The organism is Bradyrhizobium sp. SZCCHNPS1003 (assembly GCF_032381555.1).
Taxonomy (GTDB): Bacteria; Pseudomonadota; Alphaproteobacteria; order Rhizobiales; family Xanthobacteraceae; genus Bradyrhizobium.
Genome location: NZ_JAUHIU010000010.1, coordinates 251845 through 271765, shown reverse-complemented (window position 1 = coordinate 271765; position 19921 = coordinate 251845). Strand labels below are relative to the sequence as shown.

Below are 19921 nucleotides of genomic sequence, written 5' to 3'. Positions count from 1 at the left end.
GGCGGTGTTGCCACGTTCACTTCAAAAGTCCGGGATAAGCACCGCCGCGCCGACGACGTCACCCCGCCTCAGGCGGGCCAGAACGTCATTTGCGTCGGACAGCGGATAGGGCGTCGTATGGGTCCGTATTTGAGCCTGCTGCGCGACCCGCAGGAAATCGAGACCGTCTTGTCGCGTCAGGTTGGCGACAGACACGACCTGGCGTTCTCCCCAGAGGAGGGAATACGGGAACGTCGGAATGTCGCTCATATGAATACCTGCGCAGACCACCCGGCCACCCTTCCGAACAGCCCGCAGAGCGGCCGGAACAAGCTCGCCAGCCGGCGCGTAGATGATGGCCGCGTCCAGAGCAAGATCGGGACGCTGGCCCGCCGCTCCGGCCCATGTGGCGCCAAGTTGGCGCGCGAAATCCTGCGCAGCTTGGTCGTGCTCGCGGGTGAACGCATAGATCTGGCGCCCCTGCCAGCGGGCCACCTGGGCAACGATGTGGCCGGCCGCGCCGAATCCGTAGATGCCAAGCCTCTCGGCTTTCCCTGCCATGACCAGAGACCGCCAGCCGATCAGGCCGGCGCACAGCAACGGAGCGATGGCAATGTCATCCTCCAAACCGTCGAGCGGGAATGCGAAATTTGCGTCCACGACGGCGTGGGTTGCATAGCCGCCGTTGCGTGTGTAGCCGGTAAACGTGGGCTGGTCGCAGAGATTTTCCATACCTCGTGCGCAGAACATGCAATGGCCGCACGTATGCCCCAGCCATGGAATTCCGACGCGCGCGCCGAGCTTGTGCGTCGTCACACCAGGACCAATCTGGTCGACATGACCGACGATCTCGTGTCCGGGGACGATCGGATACCGAATGTCGGGAAGCTCACCGTCGTACACATGCAGGTCAGTGCGACACACGCCGCATGCCCTGACCTTGACGCGGATCTCACCGGGACCAGGATCGGGGTCCGCGAGCGTCTCGGGCTGCAGAGGCGCTCCAGGCTTTCGCAGAACCATCGCTCGCATCGGAGAGCCTCCCGGACGAAGTTGCAGGGTAATAAGATAATCAGCCCGGCAATCGTTTGATGCTCATCAAGGACTTGGTACGAATACTGCGGCCTACCGAGCAGAGCCGGCAGGTGCAGTCAGGGAACGGAGCGGTATCGCCTCCGTGACTATGCTGGGATGATAAGTCGCGCTAGACCCGCTGCCGATTGAAACTAAGATCAATCCTCGGGATTCACCCGCCTTTCACCAACTGATGTTGGACGTGCAAATGTCGACCTACCGATTGCGGAACCTGCTTTTGCCACGCTCAATCGCTCTGATCGGAGGGAGTCCGCGACCGAACTCGGTAGGGAAGGCCATTCTCGACAATATCGTCAAGGCGCGGTTCGAGGGCAAGCTTGGCCTGGTCAATTCTCGCTATCGGGAGATATCCGATATCGCTGCCGTTGGCAGTCTCGCCGAACTGGCGTTCGTGCCGGAACTGGTGGTGATCACGACGCCACCCCCTTCGATCCCGGATCTCATCGATCGCGCAGGCGCGTTGGGGACGGCAGGAGCTCTGATCATTACCTCGGGTCTGGGACACGGAGAGGGGTCGCTTGCCGACCAGACCGAGAAGGCAGCGCAGAAATACGGCATGCGTCTCATTGGACCGAACTGTCTCGGCATCATGATGCCGACCATCAAGCTCAATGCGAGCTTTTCGGCGCACATGCCGGTTGTAGGCAGCCTGGCGCTCATTTCACAGTCCGGCGCTATCGCGGCGGGGATGGTAGATTGGGCTGCTCAGCGCGGTGTTGGGTTTTCCGGAATCGTCTCGATCGGCGACCAGTTGGACGTCGATCTCGCAGATCTTCTGGACCATTTCGCGTTGGACGGTGGGACCCGCGCGATCCTGCTCTACATCGAAGCCGTCAAGGACGCTCGAAAGTTTATGTCCGCGGCGCGAGCGGCGGCAAGGGTCAAGCCGGTTGTAGTGGTGAAATCGGGCCGCGGTGCCGTCGGTGCGCGAGCTGCGGCGACACATACGGGCGCGCTGGCGGGAGCGGATGCCGTCTACGACGCGGCTTTTCGCCGGGCCGGCGTTCTGCGGGTCTCCGATCTGCGCGAGCTGTTCGACTGCGCCGAAACGCTGGGGCGGGTGGAGTCGCCCATGGGCAAGAGGCTCGCCATTCTTACGAATGGCGGCGGGATCGGCGTGCTCGCCGTGGATCGACTGGTCGAGCTCGGAGGCGTGCCTGCCGCACTTTCGCCGGTCGTCCACGACAAACTCGATGCCATCCTGCCGCCGACCTGGTCCGGATCCAACCCGGTCGACATCGTCGGCGATGCCGATGCCGCACGCTACACGCTCGCGCTCGAGGCGCTGCTCGCCGATCAAGCCAACGATGCAGTTCTCGTCATGAACGTTCAGACCGCGATTGCATCCGCGAGCGCCATTGCCACGGCTGTCACCGAGTTCGTCAGTACCTATCGAAAGCAGCACCAGCGCTGGGCAAAGCCGGTTCTGGCGGCATGGGTCGGTGCGGAGCAGCCGGTCATCGAAACCTTGAGCGGGGCAGGAATTCCGAACTACCCAACCGGGGATGATGCCGTTCGTGGCTTCATGCATCTCGTTCGTCATCGGGAGGTGGTCGAATCGCTTGCCGCTGTCCCGCCGGCCATGCCGAGCTCTTTTGCGCCCGACGTCGAGGCAGCCCGCAAAATTGTAGCGACGGCCCTCGCCGACGGGAGGACTTGGCTCGATCCGGTCGAGATCAGTCGCCTGCTGGAGGCCTACGATATTGCGATGGTGCCGACGTTCGCGGCGGCTTCGGTCGACGAGGCGGTCGGGTATGCGGAGCAGTTGTTCGCTCAGGGCACAACTGTCGTGCTCAAGATTTTGTCGAGAGACATCATTCACAAGTCCGACGTCGGCGGTGTCGTGCTCAATCTGACCACGGCCGAGGCCGTGCGTAACGCGGCGAACGAGATCATGGCCCGCGCGAGGGCCGTTCGGCCCGACGCACGGATTTCCGGCGTGATCGTGCAAGCCATGATCGTCCGCGCCAAGGCGCGGGAGCTGATCATGGGCATTGCCGACGATCCAACCTTCGGAACCGTGATCGTGTTCGGCAGGGGCGGTACCGCCGTCGAGATCATCAACGACAAAGCGCTCGGTCTGCCTCCGCTCGATCTCCATCTGGCGCGCAACCTCATCGAGCGGACGCGCGTCTCACGATTGCTGCACGCCTATCGTGATGTCCCGGCGGTCAAGCCCGATGCAGTCGCACTGGTGCTGGTCAAGCTTGCGCAGCTTGCAGCAGACGTTCCCGAGATTCGCGAGCTCGATATCAATCCGCTGCTCGCGGACGAGAGCGGCGTCATGGCCGTCGATGCGCGCGTCGCCGTCGGCAGGGTTCCGCCGAAATTCAAAGGCTCTGGTCCGTCGAATTTCGCCGTTCGGCCGTATCCGAGCCAATGGGAACGGCATCTCCAGGTCAAGGACGGCTGGCGAATCCTTGCGCGACCGATCCGACCCGAGGATGAGCCAACCATTCATGAGTTCCTCAAGCATGTCACCGCGGAAGACCTGCGTCTTCGATTCTTTGCCCCCATGAAGGAGTTCACGCACGAGTTCATCGCGCGCCTGACGCAGCTCGACTATGCGCGCGCGATGGCTTTTGTGGCTCTCGATGAAGCGACCAACGAGCTGGTCGGCGTCGTGAGGATTCACTCCGACTCGGTTTACGAGAGCGGGGAGTACGCGATCCTGTTGCGGTCGGATCTCAAGGGACGCGGACTCGGCTGGGCGTTGATGCAGCTGATCATCGAATACGCCAAGGCCGAAGGCCTGAAGATGATTTCCGGCGACGTGCTGCAGGAGAATGTCGTCATGCTGGAGATGTGCAGGAACCTCGGTTTCGAGGTCAAAACCGATCCGACCGAACGCGACCTCTGCAACGTAAAGCTCAGGCTTTGAGCTCAGGCTTCGATTGCCTCTCACCTGATTCAGCAGGATGGGTTCAAGTCGCACGGCGGTCGTTGGGCGGCGGGCTCGCCGCCTCGCCTTCGGAGCCGCCATGCGAGCGGAGAGTTCTGATGATCATCGTCGCAATGGGAACGATGAGCAGCGGAATGAGGCTGTTGAGCGGATGGTTGACCACGCTCGAGATCTGGGCCTGCAGAGCTCGTGCTTCCAATTGCAGCGAGTCCATGGACGAGGAGTGAATCTCGTTGGCTAGTTCGAGTTCCCTGCCGGACGGTGCACGGGATGCGATGATCAGCAGGATCGCCGCAATCGCGACATTGCAGGCTCCGAGTGCTGCGGCTGCCACCACCGCGGAGGTGATCTGGACCAATGCAAGATAGGCCGCCAGCTCGAACATCAGGAGGCCAAAGACGGCAATCAGCGCCGCAAAGGCCCGGAGGCCGAGCCCGACGAGCAGGTGCCGGAGCCTGATGTCGGCAATGACCCGGTCCGTCCGCCAGAGAAGGCGCAAATGTTTAACGACATTCTCGGTATCCACTTAAGTTCTCCGCAGTAGGAGGCCAACGGCAAGACCGAGGGCGAAGGCCGAAGCTGTCGCCACGATCGGACGGTCCCTGATCATCCGCTCCACCTGAACGTCTGTCTCACTTAGACGCATGTCCAGCGCCTCGATCGCTGCAGCGAGCATTCCGGCGGCTGGTTGCGCGTCCGGGTTGTCACGCGTCGCCCCCGCGCCCCGCAGCAGCTGGCTTAGCTCACGCGTCAGGCTGTCCAACTCGGTCCTGAGCGTCGTCGGGTCGATAGCCATGTTTTGTCCTCGCGCCAAAATCACTGTAGAACGCAGTCCGGCGCGATGCTTGATTTCGCTCAACCCGTTGCGCTGACGGCATTGACGCAGATCAAGCGAGGCAGATCGGCCGGATCTAGGAACGGGTGTGCCTCGGCACGCCGACTGAGGGAGACATCCAATTGCGTGCTCATCCGGGACTGACGGCCGCTGCGACGGAGGATGTGCTTGAGCTTCGTCCGAGCGGATCATGGGTGTCCCTCAACGTGGCGGAGCTCGAGAGTTTGACCAGCTCTGCCGGCACCAGGGTCAACAGCGCGAAAGCCGTGAAGCTTGATCTCGGTGCCGTGAGCGAGATCGATACCGTCGGTGCCTGGTTGCTCGAGAAGCTCAGCCGCCGTGCCGCCGCTGGCGGTCGTCGGGTCGAGATGACCGGGGTGGCAGAAAACTACATCGGCCTGGTCGAGGAGGTCCGGCAGGTCAATCGACGAGCGGTCGAGCCGGCACCGAGACTGAATCCGGTCCTCGCCAAACTCACGGACCTCGGTCGTTCGAGTCTGGGGGCAGCCCAGGACGTCAAAGTGTTCCTGGACATGTTGGCCGCGCTGTCCTTTGCTCTGCTGCGGACGCTACGTCGGCCGCGATCTTTGCGCGTGACCTCTCTCGTCTATCAGATGTACCGCATCGGATGGCAGGCTATTCCAATCGTGGCGTTGATCACTTTCCTGATCGGCGCCATCATCGCCCAGCAGGGGATCTTCCATTTTCGACGTTTTGGTGCCGAATCCTACGTGGTCGATATGGTGGGAATTCTGGTCCTGCGCGAGCTTGGCGTTCTGATCGTCGCGATCATGGTGGCAGGGCGATCGGGAAGCGCCTACACGGCGGAACTTGGATCGATGAAGATGCGCGAGGAGATCGATGCGCTGGTGACGATGGGGCTGGATCCCGTCGAGGTGCTGATCCTGCCCCGCATCGTTGCGTTGATCTTGACCTTGCCAATTCTCGCCTTCATCGGCTCGATGGCTGGCCTGTATGGGGGAGGGCTGGTGGCCCAGCTCTATGGTGGCATGGGACCGGCAATCTTCATCGCCCGGCTACACGATGCCATCTCGGTCACCCATTTCGAAGTGGGAATATTGAAGGCCCCGTTCATGGCCTTGGTGATCGGCATTGTCGCCTGCAGTGAAGGACTTCGTGTGAAAGGTAGTGCCGAATCGCTGGGGCAACAAACCACGACATCCGTGGTGAAATCCATTTTCCTGGTTATCGTGCTCGATGGTCTATTCGCCGTGTTTTTTGCGTCCATTGGAATGTAGCAATGGATGATCTTGGAGTGTCCAGCGCGATCCGCGTGACCGATCTCGTCGTCGGGTTCGGCCGGCAGCTCGTTCTGAACGATCTTTCGCTCGACGTTCGTCGCGGTGAGATTCTCGGTTTGGTTGGCGCGTCAGGCGGCGGGAAATCCGTCCTGATGCGGACGATCATCGGCCTCATTCCTCGGCGCAGCGGGACCATCGAGGTCATGGGGACACCCCTTGGTGGCGCCGAAGAGCGGACGACACAGGCTGCGGCGAGGCGTTGGGGAATTCTGTTCCAGCAGGGAGCTCTGTTCTCGTCTCTGACGGTCAAACAGAACGTTCAATTTCCGCTGCGCGAGAGCCTGCAGATGTCGCAGGGCTTGATGGATGAGATCGCGATAGCCAAGCTCGAAATGGTCGGCCTTCGCGCAGAGGACGGTGATAAATTCCCAGCCGAACTATCCGGCGGCATGACGAAGCGCGCCGCGCTGGCGCGCGCCCTCGCTCTCGATCCGGCGATCGTATTTCTTGACGAGCCGACCTCCGGCCTCGATCCGATTTCCGCCGGCGATTTCGACGCCCTGATCAAGACGCTCCAACTGACGTTGGGATTGACGGTGTTCATGGTGACGCACGATCTCGCCAGTCTGAACACGGTCTGCGACCGGGTCGCTGCTTTGGCCGACGGCAAGATCGTGGCAATTGGCCCTATGAGCGATCTCCTTCGATCAGAACACCCTTGGGTCAGAGCCTATTTTCACGGCAAGCGATCCCAGATGCTGCAACCAAAAGCGAGTTGAAAGATGGAAACCCGTGCGCCTTTCGCTGTCATCGGCGGCTTCGTGCTGGCGGCCATCGTCGCGATCTTTGGCTTCGTTTACTGGCTCAACAACACTGGAGGACTCGGGCCTCGCACGACCTATCACGTGCAGTTCGAGGGCTCAGTGCCCGGCCTGCTGGTCGGGGCTGCCGTTCTGTTCAACGGAATTCGGGTCGGCGAGGTGACTGAGCTGGGCCTGGCGCCGAACGATCCGCGTCGGGTCAACGCAACGATTTCCGTGGCGTCGACGACTCCCGTGCGCGCCGACACCAAGGTGGGTCTGGAATTCCAGGGGCTGACAGGAGTGCCGGTGATCGCGCTGGAGGGCGGCTCGTCGGCAGGAGCGGCGAGTGCCATATCGACACTGATTGCAGAACCGGGCGCCGGACAAAGCATGACGCAGGCCGCCCGGGACGCCCTGCGGCGCGTCGACGCAGTGCTTGCGGAGAATGCCGGGCCGCTCAAAGACACGATCGCCAACCTCAAGACATTCTCGGACGGCCTTGCGCGGAATACCGGCAAGCTCGATGGAATCGTCTCGGGTCTGGAAAAAATGACGGGAGGCGGCGCTCCAGCACAGAAGGTCACCTATGATCTGAGCGCGCCGCGAGAACTGGGGCCGGTCAACAAGACCATCAAGGGTCAGCTCGCGATTCCTGAGCCCACGGCCGTGGCGATGCTGCAGACTCAGCGCATGTTGTTCACGCCGACAAAGGACTACCCGGGGTTCGGTGATTTCCTCTGGGCTGACAGCATCCCCAAGTTATTGCAGTCACGTCTGATCGATGCCTTCGAGAATTACGATGTGGCCCACGCTCCGCTGCGGACATCCGATCTCGGCCAGCCGGATTTTCAGCTGCTGATCGATGTCCGCCGTTTCCGTATCAATGGCGACACCGCCGCGGCGGAGATTGGTCTGTCGGCTCGCCTCGTCGACAAGAACGGCAAGGTCATCGCGTCACGGCTGTTTGACGAAAACCAGCCCGTTGCGCGGCTTGATCCTGCTGGTGCCGTGTCCGCCTTCAACGAGGCCTTCGGCCGGGTTGCCAAGTCGATTCTGACCTGGACGATACAGGCGCTTTGAATCGACGGGGCTATTCCAAGCTCTTCAAATACGAGAGCAGATCGTGGATCTGCGGCGGCGCAAGCTGGAATTGGGGCATGGCCGGGTGACCAGTCACGATCCCCTCCGCGAGCGCTTCGCCCAATGATTCGATCGGGTAGCGGAGATGCAGGTTTCGGAACGGGGGTGCCGGTTCGAAGGGACTCTCTCCCGTTCGACCGATGGCATGACATCGTGCGCAGTGGGCCTTCGCGAAGGCCTGCCCACGTTGCTGCGACGTCGACGCCGCGTAGGAGGGTGTCACCAACGCTATCGCGGCGAGAAGGTGGCACAGAACAAGCCGCTGCATTCACAATGTCCGTTGGCGCTGGCAATGGCGGCCACGATAGGGCCCGGATTGTTGGTTCGTTTGATTTGAATCAATCGGAACTTCGAGCGTCCGTTAGAATGCAATCATTATATCCTTGCGCTTGGCCCAGCGGAGCCCCGTATGAAGACGTCTCTTGTTGCAGTCGATTTCCATGGGCAGGCCTGTGCCGATTGTGCCGTGCGGGGATTCAGTGTCTGTGCGTCGCTCGACCAGTTCGAAATGCGTGAATTCGAGCAGCTCAGCCGCCGGGCCCATTTTACGACCTGCGAGACGGTTTTCGCGCAAGAAGATACGTCGTCCTGCTTCTACAATTTATTGGATGGGGTCATGAGGCTCTACAAGCTTCTCCCCGACGGACGCAGGCAGATCGTCGGATTTGCGCTGCCTGGCGACTTCGTCGGCATGACGACGGAGGAACGGCATGGATTTTCGGCCGACGCAATCGGTCCCGTCACCGTCTGCCAGTTCGCAAAGGGACCGTTCGGACGCTTTGCCGAGGACAAGCCGAACCTGCTGCGGCGGATGAACGAACTGGCCGTGCAGGAGCTGAATCAGGCGCGTGATCACATGGTACTTCTCGGACGCCGATCAGCCGAGGAGAAGGTCGCGACATTCCTCGTTGGCTGGAGGGACCGGCTGGTGGAGCTTCGGGGACCCTCTAACATGGTACCGTTGCCGATGAGTCGGCAGGATATCGCCGACTATCTCGGGCTCACCATCGAGACCGTCAGTCGAACGTTCACGAAGCTCGAACGGGAGGGCATCATCGCGATCCTGCCCGGGGGCGTCTCGCTTCGAGATTCGGCGCGAGCTGAAGCTATGGCTGCTGCCTGACGTCGCTGGCGAAACCCGCATTGCATTGATCTGGATCAAGGACTGCCGCGCAGCCGATAGGGAACTGTGTCTCAAACTCGAACAGGGGAGAGAGACATGCCGCTCGACGCTATGATGGTCAGCTTTGCAGTTGTGGGGGTTTTTGTCGGGTTCGCTGCGGTCCTGCTTTGGGCTGATTCACAGACAAGACATCGGGTGTGAGGTACAGGCTGCCCTTGGGCTGCGGCATCTTGCGCTCAGAAGAGTAGCGCTGCTGGTCCGACGGGCGGCTGGACGACTCTCACGCGCTGCACAATGTATGCCGGGCCGCCTCTCGGGGGCGGAAACGCCTCCGGCGTCGATTGGCAGATGGCTTCGCCTTGAGCGTTCGCCGCATTTTCCTGGACAATCCGCCGATCTGCCGTATTCCGAAGTGCAATGAAATCGAGGATCGGTGGTCGCAAGTCCGAGGGATCGTCTTTGCTGGTGGCTGTAGGCGTGTCCATAGTCCCCTGACATCCGCGGGGGCCTTGGCCACCGGCTTTGGACAGCTCCCTTGGGCGGCGGTATTCGGACGCCTGGGAGATGCGGTGTGACTGAGGAAAAGCGGGCGAGCGTCCGACCTACCAACAACGGCAAACTGTCGGTGCTGCGTCAGCATCCGATTTTTCGTGAACTCGAGGCCGATGCGGTCGATCAGCTCTGCCGCTACGCCAAGCCGACATCGCTCAAGCGCGGTTCAACCATCTTCTCAAAAGGCGATCCTGGCTCAAGCTTGTATGCCGTGATCAGTGGCACCGTCAAAATCAGTGTCTCGTCGCCCGACGGCCGCAATGCCATCCTGAACCTGATCAGCGCGGGTGAGATATTCGGCGAAGTCGCCGTGCTCGACGGCCGAGAACGCACAGCCGACGCAACGGCCAATACGAACTGCGAGATTCTGGTCATCGATCGGCGCGAATTCCTGCCGTTCGTGAAGAGCCAGCCGGTGCTGGCAATGAAATTCATCGAGCTGCTTTGCGATCGGCTGCGCTGGACCAGCGACCAGGTCGAGCAGGTCATCCTTCAGGATCTCCCCCGCCGCCTTGCCAGTGCGCTGCTCGGCCTGACCGACAAGCGCAAGCTGGATACCGCAAGCCGCACCATCGCCATCACTCAGCAGGAGATCAGCGAAATGGTCGGCATGACGCGGGAGAGCATCAACAAGCAGTTGCGTGCATGGGCCGCGCGGGACTGGGTCCGCCTCGAGCACGGGGCGATCGTGCTTCTGAATCCCGAGCCGTTACGCGGATTGGCGGAGGCCGGTCAAGACGAAGACGAGTAGAGGCGGCGAGGCATTTTCCGACGTCCTACCTAGCCGGTGATGGCCGTATCCCGCCGACGGCGAGCTGGATTTCCCCTGGGGGCGGACATGAACAGCGCGCTGATCGAGATCGTCTCGCCGGCCGCGAGCGCGTGAAGGACGGCGTTTATGGTTTGGTGGCACCAGCACAACAGGACGGCCATCGCTTCGGGTCAGGAAGCCGCGCTGTTCAGGACGTAGCGGGTGAAGACCGCCCAAGTGATGACGGCTGAGATCAGCACGAGCGCCGTTACGCCCACGATGACGCAAGCGGGATACAGCGCATCCATCGCCCGGCGATAGAGTCCGGCCATCGTAAGCCTCTTGATCGTCCGAACCGAGCGTGCGGTCTATGCGATGTCCTGAATGCGCTTGATCATTTCTTGGTACTTCGGACCGTATTTGTCCCAGACCGGCTTCACGGCCTTCTGGAACGGCGCCTTGTTGGCGATTTCGACGATCTCGGAGCCACCGGCCTTGGCCTTCTCAATCGCTTCCCGCTCGTAGGCCTTCCAGAGTTCGCGCTCCTCCATCTGCGCTTCGCGCGCGAACTTCTTGATCAAGGTCTGGTCGTCGGTCGACAGGTTTGCCCAGGACCGCTTCGAGAACACGAGGATTTCCGGAATGACGAGATGCTGGGTGAGCGAATAGTACTTCGCTGCCGTGTAATGATTGCTGAAGACGTAGCTCGGCGGATTGTTTTCGGCCCCGTCGATCACGCCGGTCTGCAGCGCGCTGAAGACCTGATCGTAGCCCATCGCGACGCCGTTGCCGCCAAGCGCGTTCATCATGTCGATGAAGATGGGATTGCCGATCACACGGATCTTCAGCCCCTTGACGTCCTCGACCGTCCTGATGGGCTTCCTGGTGTTGTAGATGCTGCGCGCGCCCGAATTCATCCAGCAGAGTGCGACGAGATTTGCGCTGGCATTGGCGCTGACGCGGTCCAGAAGGTCCTGACCGATCGGACCGTCCATCATCTTTTCAGAATGTTCGATGCTCTTGAACAGGAAGGGCATGTTGACGACGTTGACGTCGTCGACGATCGGGCCGAGCGCGCCGGCGCTGACCCGCAGCATCTGGATCGCCCCGATCTGGGTCTGCTCGATGGTCTCTTTCTCGCCGCCGAGCTGAGCGGAGGGATACATCTGGATCGACAGCCTGCCGTTGGTTGCCGCTGTAAGCTTTTTGCCGAGGTTTTCTGTTGCTGCAACCGTCGGATAACCCGGCGGCTGAACGTCGGATGCCTTGAACACCGCCTTCGATTGCCCAAGGGCGGCCGAGATCGGCGGCAGCGTTGCAACGCCCGCAAAGCCCACGCTCAATCTGACGAAATCGCGTCTTTTCATGGCGTCTCTCCGACGGAATGATCGTGTCGCCGCAAGGTTCGATGCGATCATCTCGTTAGCTTGGTTGATCGAAATACTCTGGATTCTTGGTCTGAATTTCAGAGATGTCGTCGAGCAGGCGTTCCAGATGACTCGCCATGGCAGCCCGGGCGCGATCCGGATCGCGCCGCTCGATGGCCTGAAGGATTGGTTCGTGCTCTGCGATCACTTCGGCCATCCGTCCGATCTGCGGCAGGGTCAGTCGACGATAGCGGTCGACGTGAACCTTGACCTGAACGATCAGTTTCCAGATCCCGGGATAGCCCGCGACCTCGGCGATGCCAGCGTGAAACATCTCGTCCGCCTGGTGGAAGGCTTCGCGATCCTTTGCGGCGCAGGCCTCGCGCTGACGTTCGAGGGTCGCATGAAGGTTGAGCAACTGGCTCGATGTCGCATGCTCGGCGGCCATCCGAGCGGTGGTCTCTTCGAGAGACTTTCGGATGATGATGGTCTCGGGGAGTGCTGCGACCGGAATGCGCGAGACGAAGATGCCGGACTGCGGAAAGATCTCGACCAACCCTTCATCCGAGAGTTTCAGAATGGCCTCGCGGACCGGTGTCCTGCTGACACCATAGGTCGTCGCAATCTGCGCTTCCGAGATCGGCTCCCCCGGCAGGCGCACGAGCGACACGAGTTCGGACCTGAGATCGGTGTAGATGCGTGACGCTGCTGTCGCGCCGCGGGGCCGACCATTGCGGCGCATGCGGGCAACCACAGGCCGTGGCGCTGGGGCCATTTTCCTCGGGGCTCGACTGGACATGTGCGTTTCCTCAACTGATATATTAATATATGAAGCTGGCTTTGCAATCGAAATTGCCGGTCAGCTGAGGGCTGGGCATGGTGCGCTGCGACGTAGATCGTTCGCAGGAGAGCGACCCCGAGCGCGCAACAGAAGCCTATCGTCTTTTGATGCAGTCTTCACCTTGCCCCTGGCGGCGGATCGGTTGTTGTCGATGGTGACTTGCCGCGTCCAGAAGCAGGCCCAACGTTTGCGGTGGAGCAGACACGCACGAATCTTGTTCATGCGAATGCCTCGCGAATGCTCTCGGCGGACGCATTCTTTGGTGCTACGAATCGGGCATGAACCAGCAAACTCGGGTCGACATCCGCCATTCCACCTGCCCGCACGATTGTCCGTCGGCCTGCGCGCTCGACGTCGAGGTGCTCGATCGAAAGACGATCGGCCGCGTTCGCGGCTCGAAACGGCAGACCTATACGGCTGGCGTGGTTTGCGCCAAGGTCGCGAGATATGCCGAGCGGATTCATCATCCTGAGAGGCTGATGCATCCGATGCGTCGCGTCGGCCCGAAAGGCTCAGGGCAATTTGCACGCATCTCCTGGGACGAGGCGTTGGACGTGATCGCCGAGCGGTTTCTCCAGGTGGAGCGCGACTTTGGCGCTCAGTCGGTCTGGCCGTATTATTACGCGGGCACGATGGGTCTCGTGATGCGCGATGGCCTCAACCGTCTCACCCATGTGAAGAAGTACTCGCGGTTCTACTCGACGATCTGCGCCAATGTCGCGCGCATCGGCTTTGCCATCGGCACCGGGAAGATTGCGGGCGTCGATCCGCGGGAGATGGCGCTCTCGGATCTGGTCGTGATCTGGGGCACGAACCCGGTGAACACGCAGGTCAATGTCATGACTCATGCGGCGCGCGCCCGGAAGGAACGAGGCGCCAAGATCGCGGCGATCGATGTCTACGACAATGAGACCATGAAGCAGGCCGACATCAAGGTCATCCTGCGACCTGGGACCGACGGCGCATTTGCCTGCGGCGTGATGCACGTGCTGTTTCGCGATGGCTATGCCGACCGCGCCTATATGGAGAAGTACACGGATTGTCCTGCCGAACTCGAAGCGCATCTGGAGACCCGGACGCCGCAATGGGCATCGCAAATCTCTGGCGTTCCCGTGGCCGAAATCGAGGCGTTCGCCCGTCTGGTCGGAGAGACGAAGCGGACCTTCTTCCGACTGGGTTATGGTTTCACTCGCAGCAGGAACGGCGCGACGCAGATGCATGCGGCATCGTGCATTCCCGCGGTGACCGGCGCCTGGCAGTATGAGGGAGGCGGAGCCTTCTTCAACAACGCGGCGCTGTGGCATTTCGATGAATCGATCATCGAGGGCCATGATGCCGTCGATCATTCCACCCGCTTTCTCGATCAGTCGCAGATTGGGCGTATCCTCACCGGGGATCGAGCAGCGTTGTGCGGCGGTCCGCCGGTCAAGGCGATGCTGATCCAGAACACCAATCCGATGACGGTGGCGCCCGAGCAGGAGCTGGTTCGCAACGGATTTGCGCGCGAGGATCTTTTCGTCGCGGTCCACGAGCAGTTCATGACCGAGACGGCGCAGATGGCGGATATCGTGCTGCCCGCCACGATGTTCATGGAGCATGACGATCTCTATTACGGCGGCGGCCATCAGCACATTTCGATCGGACCGAAGCTGATCGACCCGCCCGGCGAGTGCCGGTCCAATCATGAGGTGCTGCAGGGCCTGGCGCGCCGGCTGCGGGCGGTGCATCCGGGCTTCGAGATGTCGCCGCGCGAGCTGATCGATGCGACGTTGAAGAAGAGCGGCCATGGCGATATCGCCGGGCTCGAGGCCGATGTCTGGCGCGACCTTCAGCCGGACTTCCGCACCTCGCACTATCTCGACGGCTTCGCGCACAGTGACGGGAAATTTCACTTCAAGGCCGACTGGGCGCATCCACCATTCGGCCGCGTCATGGGCAATCCTGAACGCATGCCGTCGTTGCCCGACCATTGGGCGGTGACCGAAGAGGTCGATCAACAGCATCCGTTTCGGCTTGCGACCAGCCCCGCGCGCTCGTTCCTCAACACCTCCTTCAACGAGACGCCATCGTCGCAGGCGCGGGAAGGGGGACCCTCCGTCATGATCCATCCGCTCGATGCAGCCCCGCTTGGCATTGTCGACGGCGATATCGTCACGCTCGGCAATGAGCGTGGCCAGACCTCGCTTGCGGCCCGGCTGTTCGACGGAGTCCGGCGCGGGGTGCTGATCGCCGAATCCATCCATCCCAATCGCGCCCATGTCGGGGGGCGGGGCATCAACGTGCTCACCGCTGCCGACACCGTCGCGCCGATCGGGGGCGCGGCCTTTCACGATAACAAGGTCTGGCTGCGCAAATCGGCCGGGTGACGCCAACCTAGGCGGGTCATCGAAAATATTTTTTAGAATCAATGGCTTGATGTCCCGCCTTGGTGTGCTGGCCGCGGCCGGGAAGACTTCGTTTACCCAATCGCTCCGCCTTATCGAATCTTCTTGAGCGCCGCTCATTTTTACGATATCTATTTTGAGCGTTGCTCAAAGTGGAAGGAGTGATCCCATGCAGGTTCTCAGCTTTCGCGGTCCGCAGCTTTTTCCCGTCGTCGATCTCCAGCCGTTGCTGAACGGTTTGGCTCGGGCTGCGTCTCACCTTGTGGCGGCACGCGTTGAGCGCATCGCCAACGCCTGTGACGTTGCCGGCCTGCTGGCCGCGCGGCGCGCAAGGCGGGTGCCCGGAGACCGGCTTTTTCGCGCAGCTGCTCGCGAGGGACGCCGGCCTCGCCGCGGTGGCCTGTGCGGCTGCTTCCACTACCTGAGTGAGCTGAGTTGATCACGGCTCAAATCCCCGGCTCATACGCAAGGAAGCGGTCACCATGTTCTCGCGTCCCATAACCTCCGTCCAGCTGCCCTCGGTCTGGATAAGCCTTTTGCACACGACCTTCGGGCTACTCTTCGTGCTGGTCGGCGGCCAACAACAGAACGGCAGACCGCATGACCGCGTCTAACAGGGTGCATCACCGGCACCACCTCATTTCATCACCAACCTTCAAGACTCTTGCCATCCTTGCGGCCGAGCCGCCGCAGCACACCAGGAAACGACCATGATCAAGCAGTTGATGTCGTCGCGCCGTTTTGCCCCGCTGTTCTGGGCGCAATTCTCCTCGGCGCTGAACGACAACGTCCTGAAGAATGCGCTCGTCATCATGCTGCTCTATGGCGCCATGGCCGTGCATGGCGATGCGCTGGTGACCGTGGCCGGTGCGGTGTTCATCTTCCCATTCTTCATTCTTTCGGGACTCGGCGGCGAGTTGGCCGACAGGTACGTCAAGGGCATCGTCGCGCGCAGGCTGAAGTTCGCCGAGATATTCGCTGCCGGCTTCGCGGCGCTGGGTTTCTTCATGCATTCGATCCCGCTGCTGTTCGTCGCCCTCGGCATGTTCGGTGTCATCGCCGCGCTGTTCGGCCCGGTGAAATACGCCATGCTGCCGGACCAGCTGACGGTCGGCGAGCTCGCCACCGGCAATGCGCTAGTGGAAGGTGCGACCTTCATGGCCATCCTGATTGGCACCATCGCCGGCGGCCAGCTTGTCTCCGGCTCCTCGCACATGGGCTGGGTCGCTCTCGCGGTGATCGGCCTTGCCGTCATCTCCTGGGCCTCCGCCTCGCGCATCCCGCACACGGTGCCGTCCGCGCCGGATCTGCGGATCACAGCCAACCCCTGGACCTCGACCTTGCACCTTCTGAAGTCGTTACATGCCGCGCCCCGGCTGTGGGACGGCATGGTGATCGTGTCCTGGTTCTGGCTGGTGGGTGCCGTCGTGCTGTCGCTGCTGCCGGCCCTGGTCAAGGACGTCGTCGGCGGTACCGAGGGCGTCGTCACCCTGTGTCTCGCCATCTTTGCGGTCGGCATCGCGATCGGCTCGCTGTTCGCCGCGCATCTTAGCCACGTCAGGCCGAATCTTGCGCTGGTGCCGATTGGCGCCATCATCATGGGCGTGCTCGGCCTCGACTTGTCCTGGGCGATCGGCACGACGGAGATCGCAACGGGAATCACGCCGCTGGGATTCATCGGCTCCTGGTCAGGCTCGCGCATGCTGTTCGATTTCGCCTTGTTCGCCTTCGGCGGCGGCCTCTTCGTGGTTCCTGCGTTCGCCGCTGTGCAGGCGTGGTCGGAGCCCACCGAGCGCGCCCGGGTCATCGCCGCCGGCAACGTGCTGCAGGCCGCTTTCATGGTGGTCGGCTCGCTGGGCGTGGCTGGCCTGCAGGCTGCAGGCGTCTCGATCGCCTGGATCTTCTTCGGTCTGGCCTTGGCGAGCTTCGGCGCCGTCTGGTTCGTGCTCACCAAATGGGGCAGAGAGGGCGTGCGCGACTTCGGCGCGATGCTGTTTCGGGCCTTGTTCCGCACCGAGGTGCGCGGGCTGGAGAACCTGCCGCCGGCCGGCACCCGCATGCTGATCGCGCCGAACCATGTCAGCCTGATCGACGGCCCGCTGCTCCACGCGGTGCTGCCGATCGATGCGACCTTCGCCGTCGACACCGGGATCTCCAAGGCCTGGTGGGCGAAGGTCTTCCTGAAACTTGTGAGCCACATCACGATCGACCCGACCAAGCCGCTCGGTGCTCGCGATCTGATCAAGCTGGTCGCCAGCCAGGAGCCGGTGGTGATCTTCCCGGAGGGCCGCATCACGGTGTCGGGCTCGCTGATGAAGGTCTATGACGGCACCGCGATGATCGCCGACAAGGCCGACGCCGTCGTGGTGCCGGTCCGCATCGAGGGCGCGCAGCGCTCGCATCTCAGCTATCTCAAGGATGGCCAGATCAAGCGCTCGTGGTTTCCCAAGGTGACGGTGACGATCCTGCCGCCGGTGAAGCTCACCATCGATGCGGCTCTCAAGGGCAAGACCCGCCGCAATGCAGCTGGCGCTGCGCTGCAGGACGTGATGATCGAAGCCATGGTCAAGAACGCCATGCTGGATCGGACGCTGTTCGAGGCGCTCGCCCATGCCCATCGCGACCACGATACCGGCAAGGTGATGATCGAGGATCCGCTCGGCACCAAGCTGACCTATCGCAAGCTGCTGCTTGGCTCGCAGGTGCTCAGCCGCAAGCTCGAGCAGGGCACGATGGTGGGCGAGAACATCGGCCTGTTGCTGCCGAACTCCGCCGGCGTCGCCGTCGTCTTCATGGCGCTGCAGTCGATCGGCCGCGTGCCGGCAATGCTGAACTTCTCCGCCGGCCCGGTGAACGTGCTGGCGGCGATGAAGGCGGCGCAGGTCACGACCGTTCTGACGTCGCGGGCCTTCATCGAGAAGGGCAAGCTCGACAAGCTGATCGCAGCGATCGAGGGGCAGGCCCGTCTGGTCTATCTCGATGACGTCAAGGCCTCGGTCAGCCTGGCCGACAAGATCAAGGGGATGATCGACGGCACCAAGCCGCGCGTCGCGCGCAATGCCGACCACCCGGCCGTGATTCTGTTCACGTCCGGCTCGGAAGGCACGCCGAAGGGCGTTGTCCTGTCCCATCGCAACATTCTGGCGAATGCTGCGCAGGCATTGGCGAGGGTTGACGCCAACGCTAACGATCTTGTGTTCAATGTTTTGCCGGTGTTCCACTCCTTCGGCCTCACCGGCGGCATGATGATGCCCATGTTGGCGGGCATCCCCATCTATATGTACCCGTCGCCGCTGCACTACCGGATCGTGCCCGAACTGATCTACCAGACCGGCGCCACCATCTTGTTCGGCACCGACACCTTCCTGACTGGTTACGCGCGCTCCGCCCACGCCTATGATTTCCGTACCCTGCGGCTGGTCATCGCCGGCGCCGAGCCGGTCAAGGACCGGACACGGCAGATCTACATGGAGCGTTATGGCATCCGCGTTCTCGAAGGCTATGGCGTCACGGAGACCGCGCCGGTGCTGGCGATGAACACGCCGATGGCCAACCGTGTCGGCACCGTCGGCCGCCTGTCGCCGCTGATGGAGTACCGGCTCGACAAGGTGCCGGGCATCGAGGAGGGCGGACGCCTCTCGGTCCGTGGCCCCAACGTCATGCTCGGCTATGTCAGAGCCGAAAATCCGGGTGTGCTGGAGGCACTGCCGGAGGGCTGGCACGACACCGGCGACATCGTCACCATCGACGCGCAAGGCTTCATCACGATCAAGGGCCGCGCCAAGCGCTTTGCCAAGATCGCCGGCGAGATGGTGTCGCTGACGGTGGTTGAGCAGATTGCCGCGACGCTATGGCCGCAAGCGGCATCGGTCGCGGTCTCGATTCCCGACCAGCGCAAGGGCGAGCGCATCGTGCTGATCACGACGCAGAAGGATGCCGAGCGCTCCGCGATGCAGCGCCAGGCCAAGGCGCAAGGCGCGCCGGAGCTGGCGGTGCCGGCCGTCGTGATGGTGGTCGACAAGATCCCGCTGCTCGGTTCTGGCAAGACCGACTATGTCGGCGCCAAGGCGCTCGCCGAGGCGAGTGCGGCAACAGCCACGGTCGAGCGTGAGCCGGAAGAGCGGGAAGTCGCGTGATTGCATCGCTGCGCCGGCGTTCTCAGCACATTGGCCCCCGCGACGCGGGGGTCGTCCTGCTGCATGGAATCGCCGGCCGATCATTGATGCTGCGTCCGCTGGAAAAGCGGCTGCAGCGAGCTGGTTTTGCGACGTTGAACCTCGACTATGAAAGCCGCAAGAAGCCGCTCGAGTTTCTTGCCGAGGACATCCGTCCGGCGATCGCCGATTTTGCCGCCGGGATCGACGGCCCGATCCACTTCGTCACCCATTCGATGGGCGGCCTGCTGGCACGGGTCGCGATCGCGAAGCATCGGCCGGCGCGGCTCGGCCGTGTCGTCATGCTGGGAACGCCCAATGGCGGCAGCGAGCTCGCCGACCGGCTGCAGAATGTCGGGCTCTATCGCACCTATTTCGGTCCGGCCGGCCTGCAGCTGGTGACGGCGAAAGACGTCACGCTCGCCTCTCTGCCGCCCGCCGATTACGAGATTGGTGTGATCGCCGGAAACCGTTTCCTCGATCCGATCGCCGGCCTGTTCCTGCTGCCATGGCCGAACGACGGCCGTGTCTCGGTCGAGAGCTGCAAGCTCGCCGAGATGACGGACTACACCGTGATCAAGGCCTCGCATATGGGCCTGCTGGTGCATCCGACGTCGTTCCGGCAGACCATCGCTTTCCTGCACACCGGACAGTTCGATCCAGCGCGTCCGCGGCTGCACGGTGTCATCGCCGAGATCGGCCGCCGCGCGGCCAGCTGACGCAAGTTTTCCTT

Annotated in this window: 17 protein-coding genes; 10 read left to right on the top strand and 7 right to left on the bottom strand. The window is 62.3% G+C overall.

Going from position 1 to position 19921, the window contains the following annotated elements:
- Positions 1 to 21: 21 nt before the first annotated feature.
- Positions 22 to 1011 (bottom strand): zinc-dependent alcohol dehydrogenase family protein, encoded by a 990-nt coding sequence (locus QX126_RS18790; protein ID WP_315739041.1) that lies wholly within the window; start codon positions 1009 to 1011, stop codon positions 22 to 24.
- 250 nt (positions 1012 to 1261) lie between these two features.
- On the opposite strand from QX126_RS18790, the gene QX126_RS18785 reads away from it, so the two are divergent.
- Positions 1262 to 3955, top strand: a complete 2694-nt coding sequence (locus QX126_RS18785; RefSeq protein WP_315782852.1) for a bifunctional acetate--CoA ligase family protein/GNAT family N-acetyltransferase — start codon at positions 1262 to 1264, stop codon at positions 3953 to 3955.
- 43 nt (positions 3956 to 3998) lie between these two features.
- Here the strand turns inward: QX126_RS18785 and QX126_RS18780 are convergent, their stop codons facing one another.
- Together QX126_RS18780 and QX126_RS18775 are read right to left on the bottom strand one after the other, a co-directional pair.
- Positions 3999 to 4502 (bottom strand): phage holin family protein, encoded by a 504-nt coding sequence (locus QX126_RS18780; protein ID WP_315739039.1) that lies wholly within the window; start codon positions 4500 to 4502, stop codon positions 3999 to 4001.
- Positions 4503 to 4835, bottom strand: a complete 333-nt coding sequence (locus QX126_RS18775) for a hypothetical protein (protein WP_315782850.1) — start codon at positions 4833 to 4835, stop codon at positions 4503 to 4505.
- A 98-nt stretch (positions 4836 to 4933) separates the two neighbouring features.
- On the opposite strand from QX126_RS18775, the gene QX126_RS18770 reads away from it, so the two are divergent.
- The 3 genes from QX126_RS18770 to QX126_RS18760 are packed head-to-tail and all read left to right on the top strand — an operon-like array spanning position 4934 to position 7956.
- Positions 4934 to 6070 (top strand): ABC transporter permease, encoded by a 1137-nt coding sequence (locus tag QX126_RS18770; RefSeq protein ID WP_315782848.1) that lies wholly within the window; start codon positions 4934 to 4936, stop codon positions 6068 to 6070.
- Between the two features lie 2 nt (positions 6071 to 6072).
- Complete coding sequence (locus QX126_RS18765) at positions 6073 to 6852, top strand: ABC transporter ATP-binding protein (protein WP_315739035.1); 780 nt, start codon at positions 6073 to 6075, stop codon at positions 6850 to 6852.
- 3 nt (positions 6853 to 6855) lie between these two features.
- Positions 6856 to 7956, top strand: coding sequence for an ABC-type transport auxiliary lipoprotein family protein (locus QX126_RS18760; RefSeq protein WP_315782846.1), 1101 nt, complete (start codon positions 6856 to 6858; stop codon positions 7954 to 7956).
- A 10-nt stretch (positions 7957 to 7966) separates the two neighbouring features.
- Here QX126_RS18760 and QX126_RS18755 read toward each other — a convergent pair whose 3' ends face one another.
- On the bottom strand, positions 7967 to 8284 hold the full coding sequence (locus QX126_RS18755) for a cytochrome c (protein ID WP_315756127.1): 318 nt from the start codon (positions 8282 to 8284) through the stop codon (positions 7967 to 7969).
- A 141-nt stretch (positions 8285 to 8425) separates the two neighbouring features.
- Here QX126_RS18755 and QX126_RS18750 point away from each other — a divergent pair, with 141 nt between their 5' ends.
- Together QX126_RS18750 and QX126_RS18745 are read left to right on the top strand one after the other, a co-directional pair.
- Positions 8426 to 9139: a helix-turn-helix domain-containing protein gene (locus QX126_RS18750; RefSeq protein WP_315782844.1), complete on the top strand. Its 714-nt coding sequence runs from the start codon at positions 8426 to 8428 to the stop codon at positions 9137 to 9139.
- Positions 9140 to 9710: 571 nt separating this feature from the next.
- Entirely contained in the window at positions 9711 to 10442 is a 732-nt protein-coding gene (locus tag QX126_RS18745; RefSeq protein ID WP_315739031.1) for a Crp/Fnr family transcriptional regulator, read from the top strand.
- A 191-nt stretch (positions 10443 to 10633) separates the two neighbouring features.
- Here QX126_RS18745 and QX126_RS18740 read toward each other — a convergent pair whose 3' ends face one another.
- The 3 genes from QX126_RS18740 to QX126_RS18730 are packed head-to-tail and all read right to left on the bottom strand — an operon-like array spanning position 10634 to position 12551.
- Positions 10634 to 10774 (bottom strand): hypothetical protein, encoded by a 141-nt coding sequence (locus QX126_RS18740; protein WP_315782842.1) that lies wholly within the window; start codon positions 10772 to 10774, stop codon positions 10634 to 10636.
- Between the two features lie 36 nt (positions 10775 to 10810).
- On the bottom strand, positions 10811 to 11809 hold the full coding sequence (locus tag QX126_RS18735) for a TRAP transporter substrate-binding protein (protein ID WP_315782840.1): 999 nt from the start codon (positions 11807 to 11809) through the stop codon (positions 10811 to 10813).
- 55 nt (positions 11810 to 11864) lie between these two features.
- On the bottom strand, positions 11865 to 12551 hold the full coding sequence (locus tag QX126_RS18730) for a GntR family transcriptional regulator (RefSeq protein WP_315756124.1): 687 nt from the start codon (positions 12549 to 12551) through the stop codon (positions 11865 to 11867).
- A gap of 377 nt (positions 12552 to 12928) precedes the next feature.
- Between QX126_RS18730 and QX126_RS18725 the strand changes: the two genes are divergently transcribed.
- From QX126_RS18725 to QX126_RS18710, 4 genes are all read left to right on the top strand, one after another.
- Positions 12929 to 15016 (top strand): molybdopterin oxidoreductase family protein, encoded by a 2088-nt coding sequence (locus QX126_RS18725; protein ID WP_315782838.1) that lies wholly within the window; start codon positions 12929 to 12931, stop codon positions 15014 to 15016.
- A 187-nt stretch (positions 15017 to 15203) separates the two neighbouring features.
- A complete protein-coding gene (locus tag QX126_RS18720) occupies positions 15204 to 15473 on the top strand; it encodes a hypothetical protein (RefSeq protein WP_315782836.1) in 270 nt (89 codons plus the stop codon).
- A 271-nt stretch (positions 15474 to 15744) separates the two neighbouring features.
- Positions 15745 to 19170, top strand: a complete 3426-nt coding sequence (locus QX126_RS18715) for an acyl-[ACP]--phospholipid O-acyltransferase (protein ID WP_315782835.1) — start codon at positions 15745 to 15747, stop codon at positions 19168 to 19170.
- Positions 19170 to 19907 (top strand): esterase/lipase family protein, encoded by a 738-nt coding sequence (locus QX126_RS18710; protein WP_315782895.1) that lies wholly within the window; start codon positions 19170 to 19172, stop codon positions 19905 to 19907. The genes QX126_RS18715 and QX126_RS18710 overlap by 1 nt, the downstream gene beginning before the upstream one ends.
- The last annotated feature ends 14 nt before the right edge of the window (positions 19908 to 19921 follow it).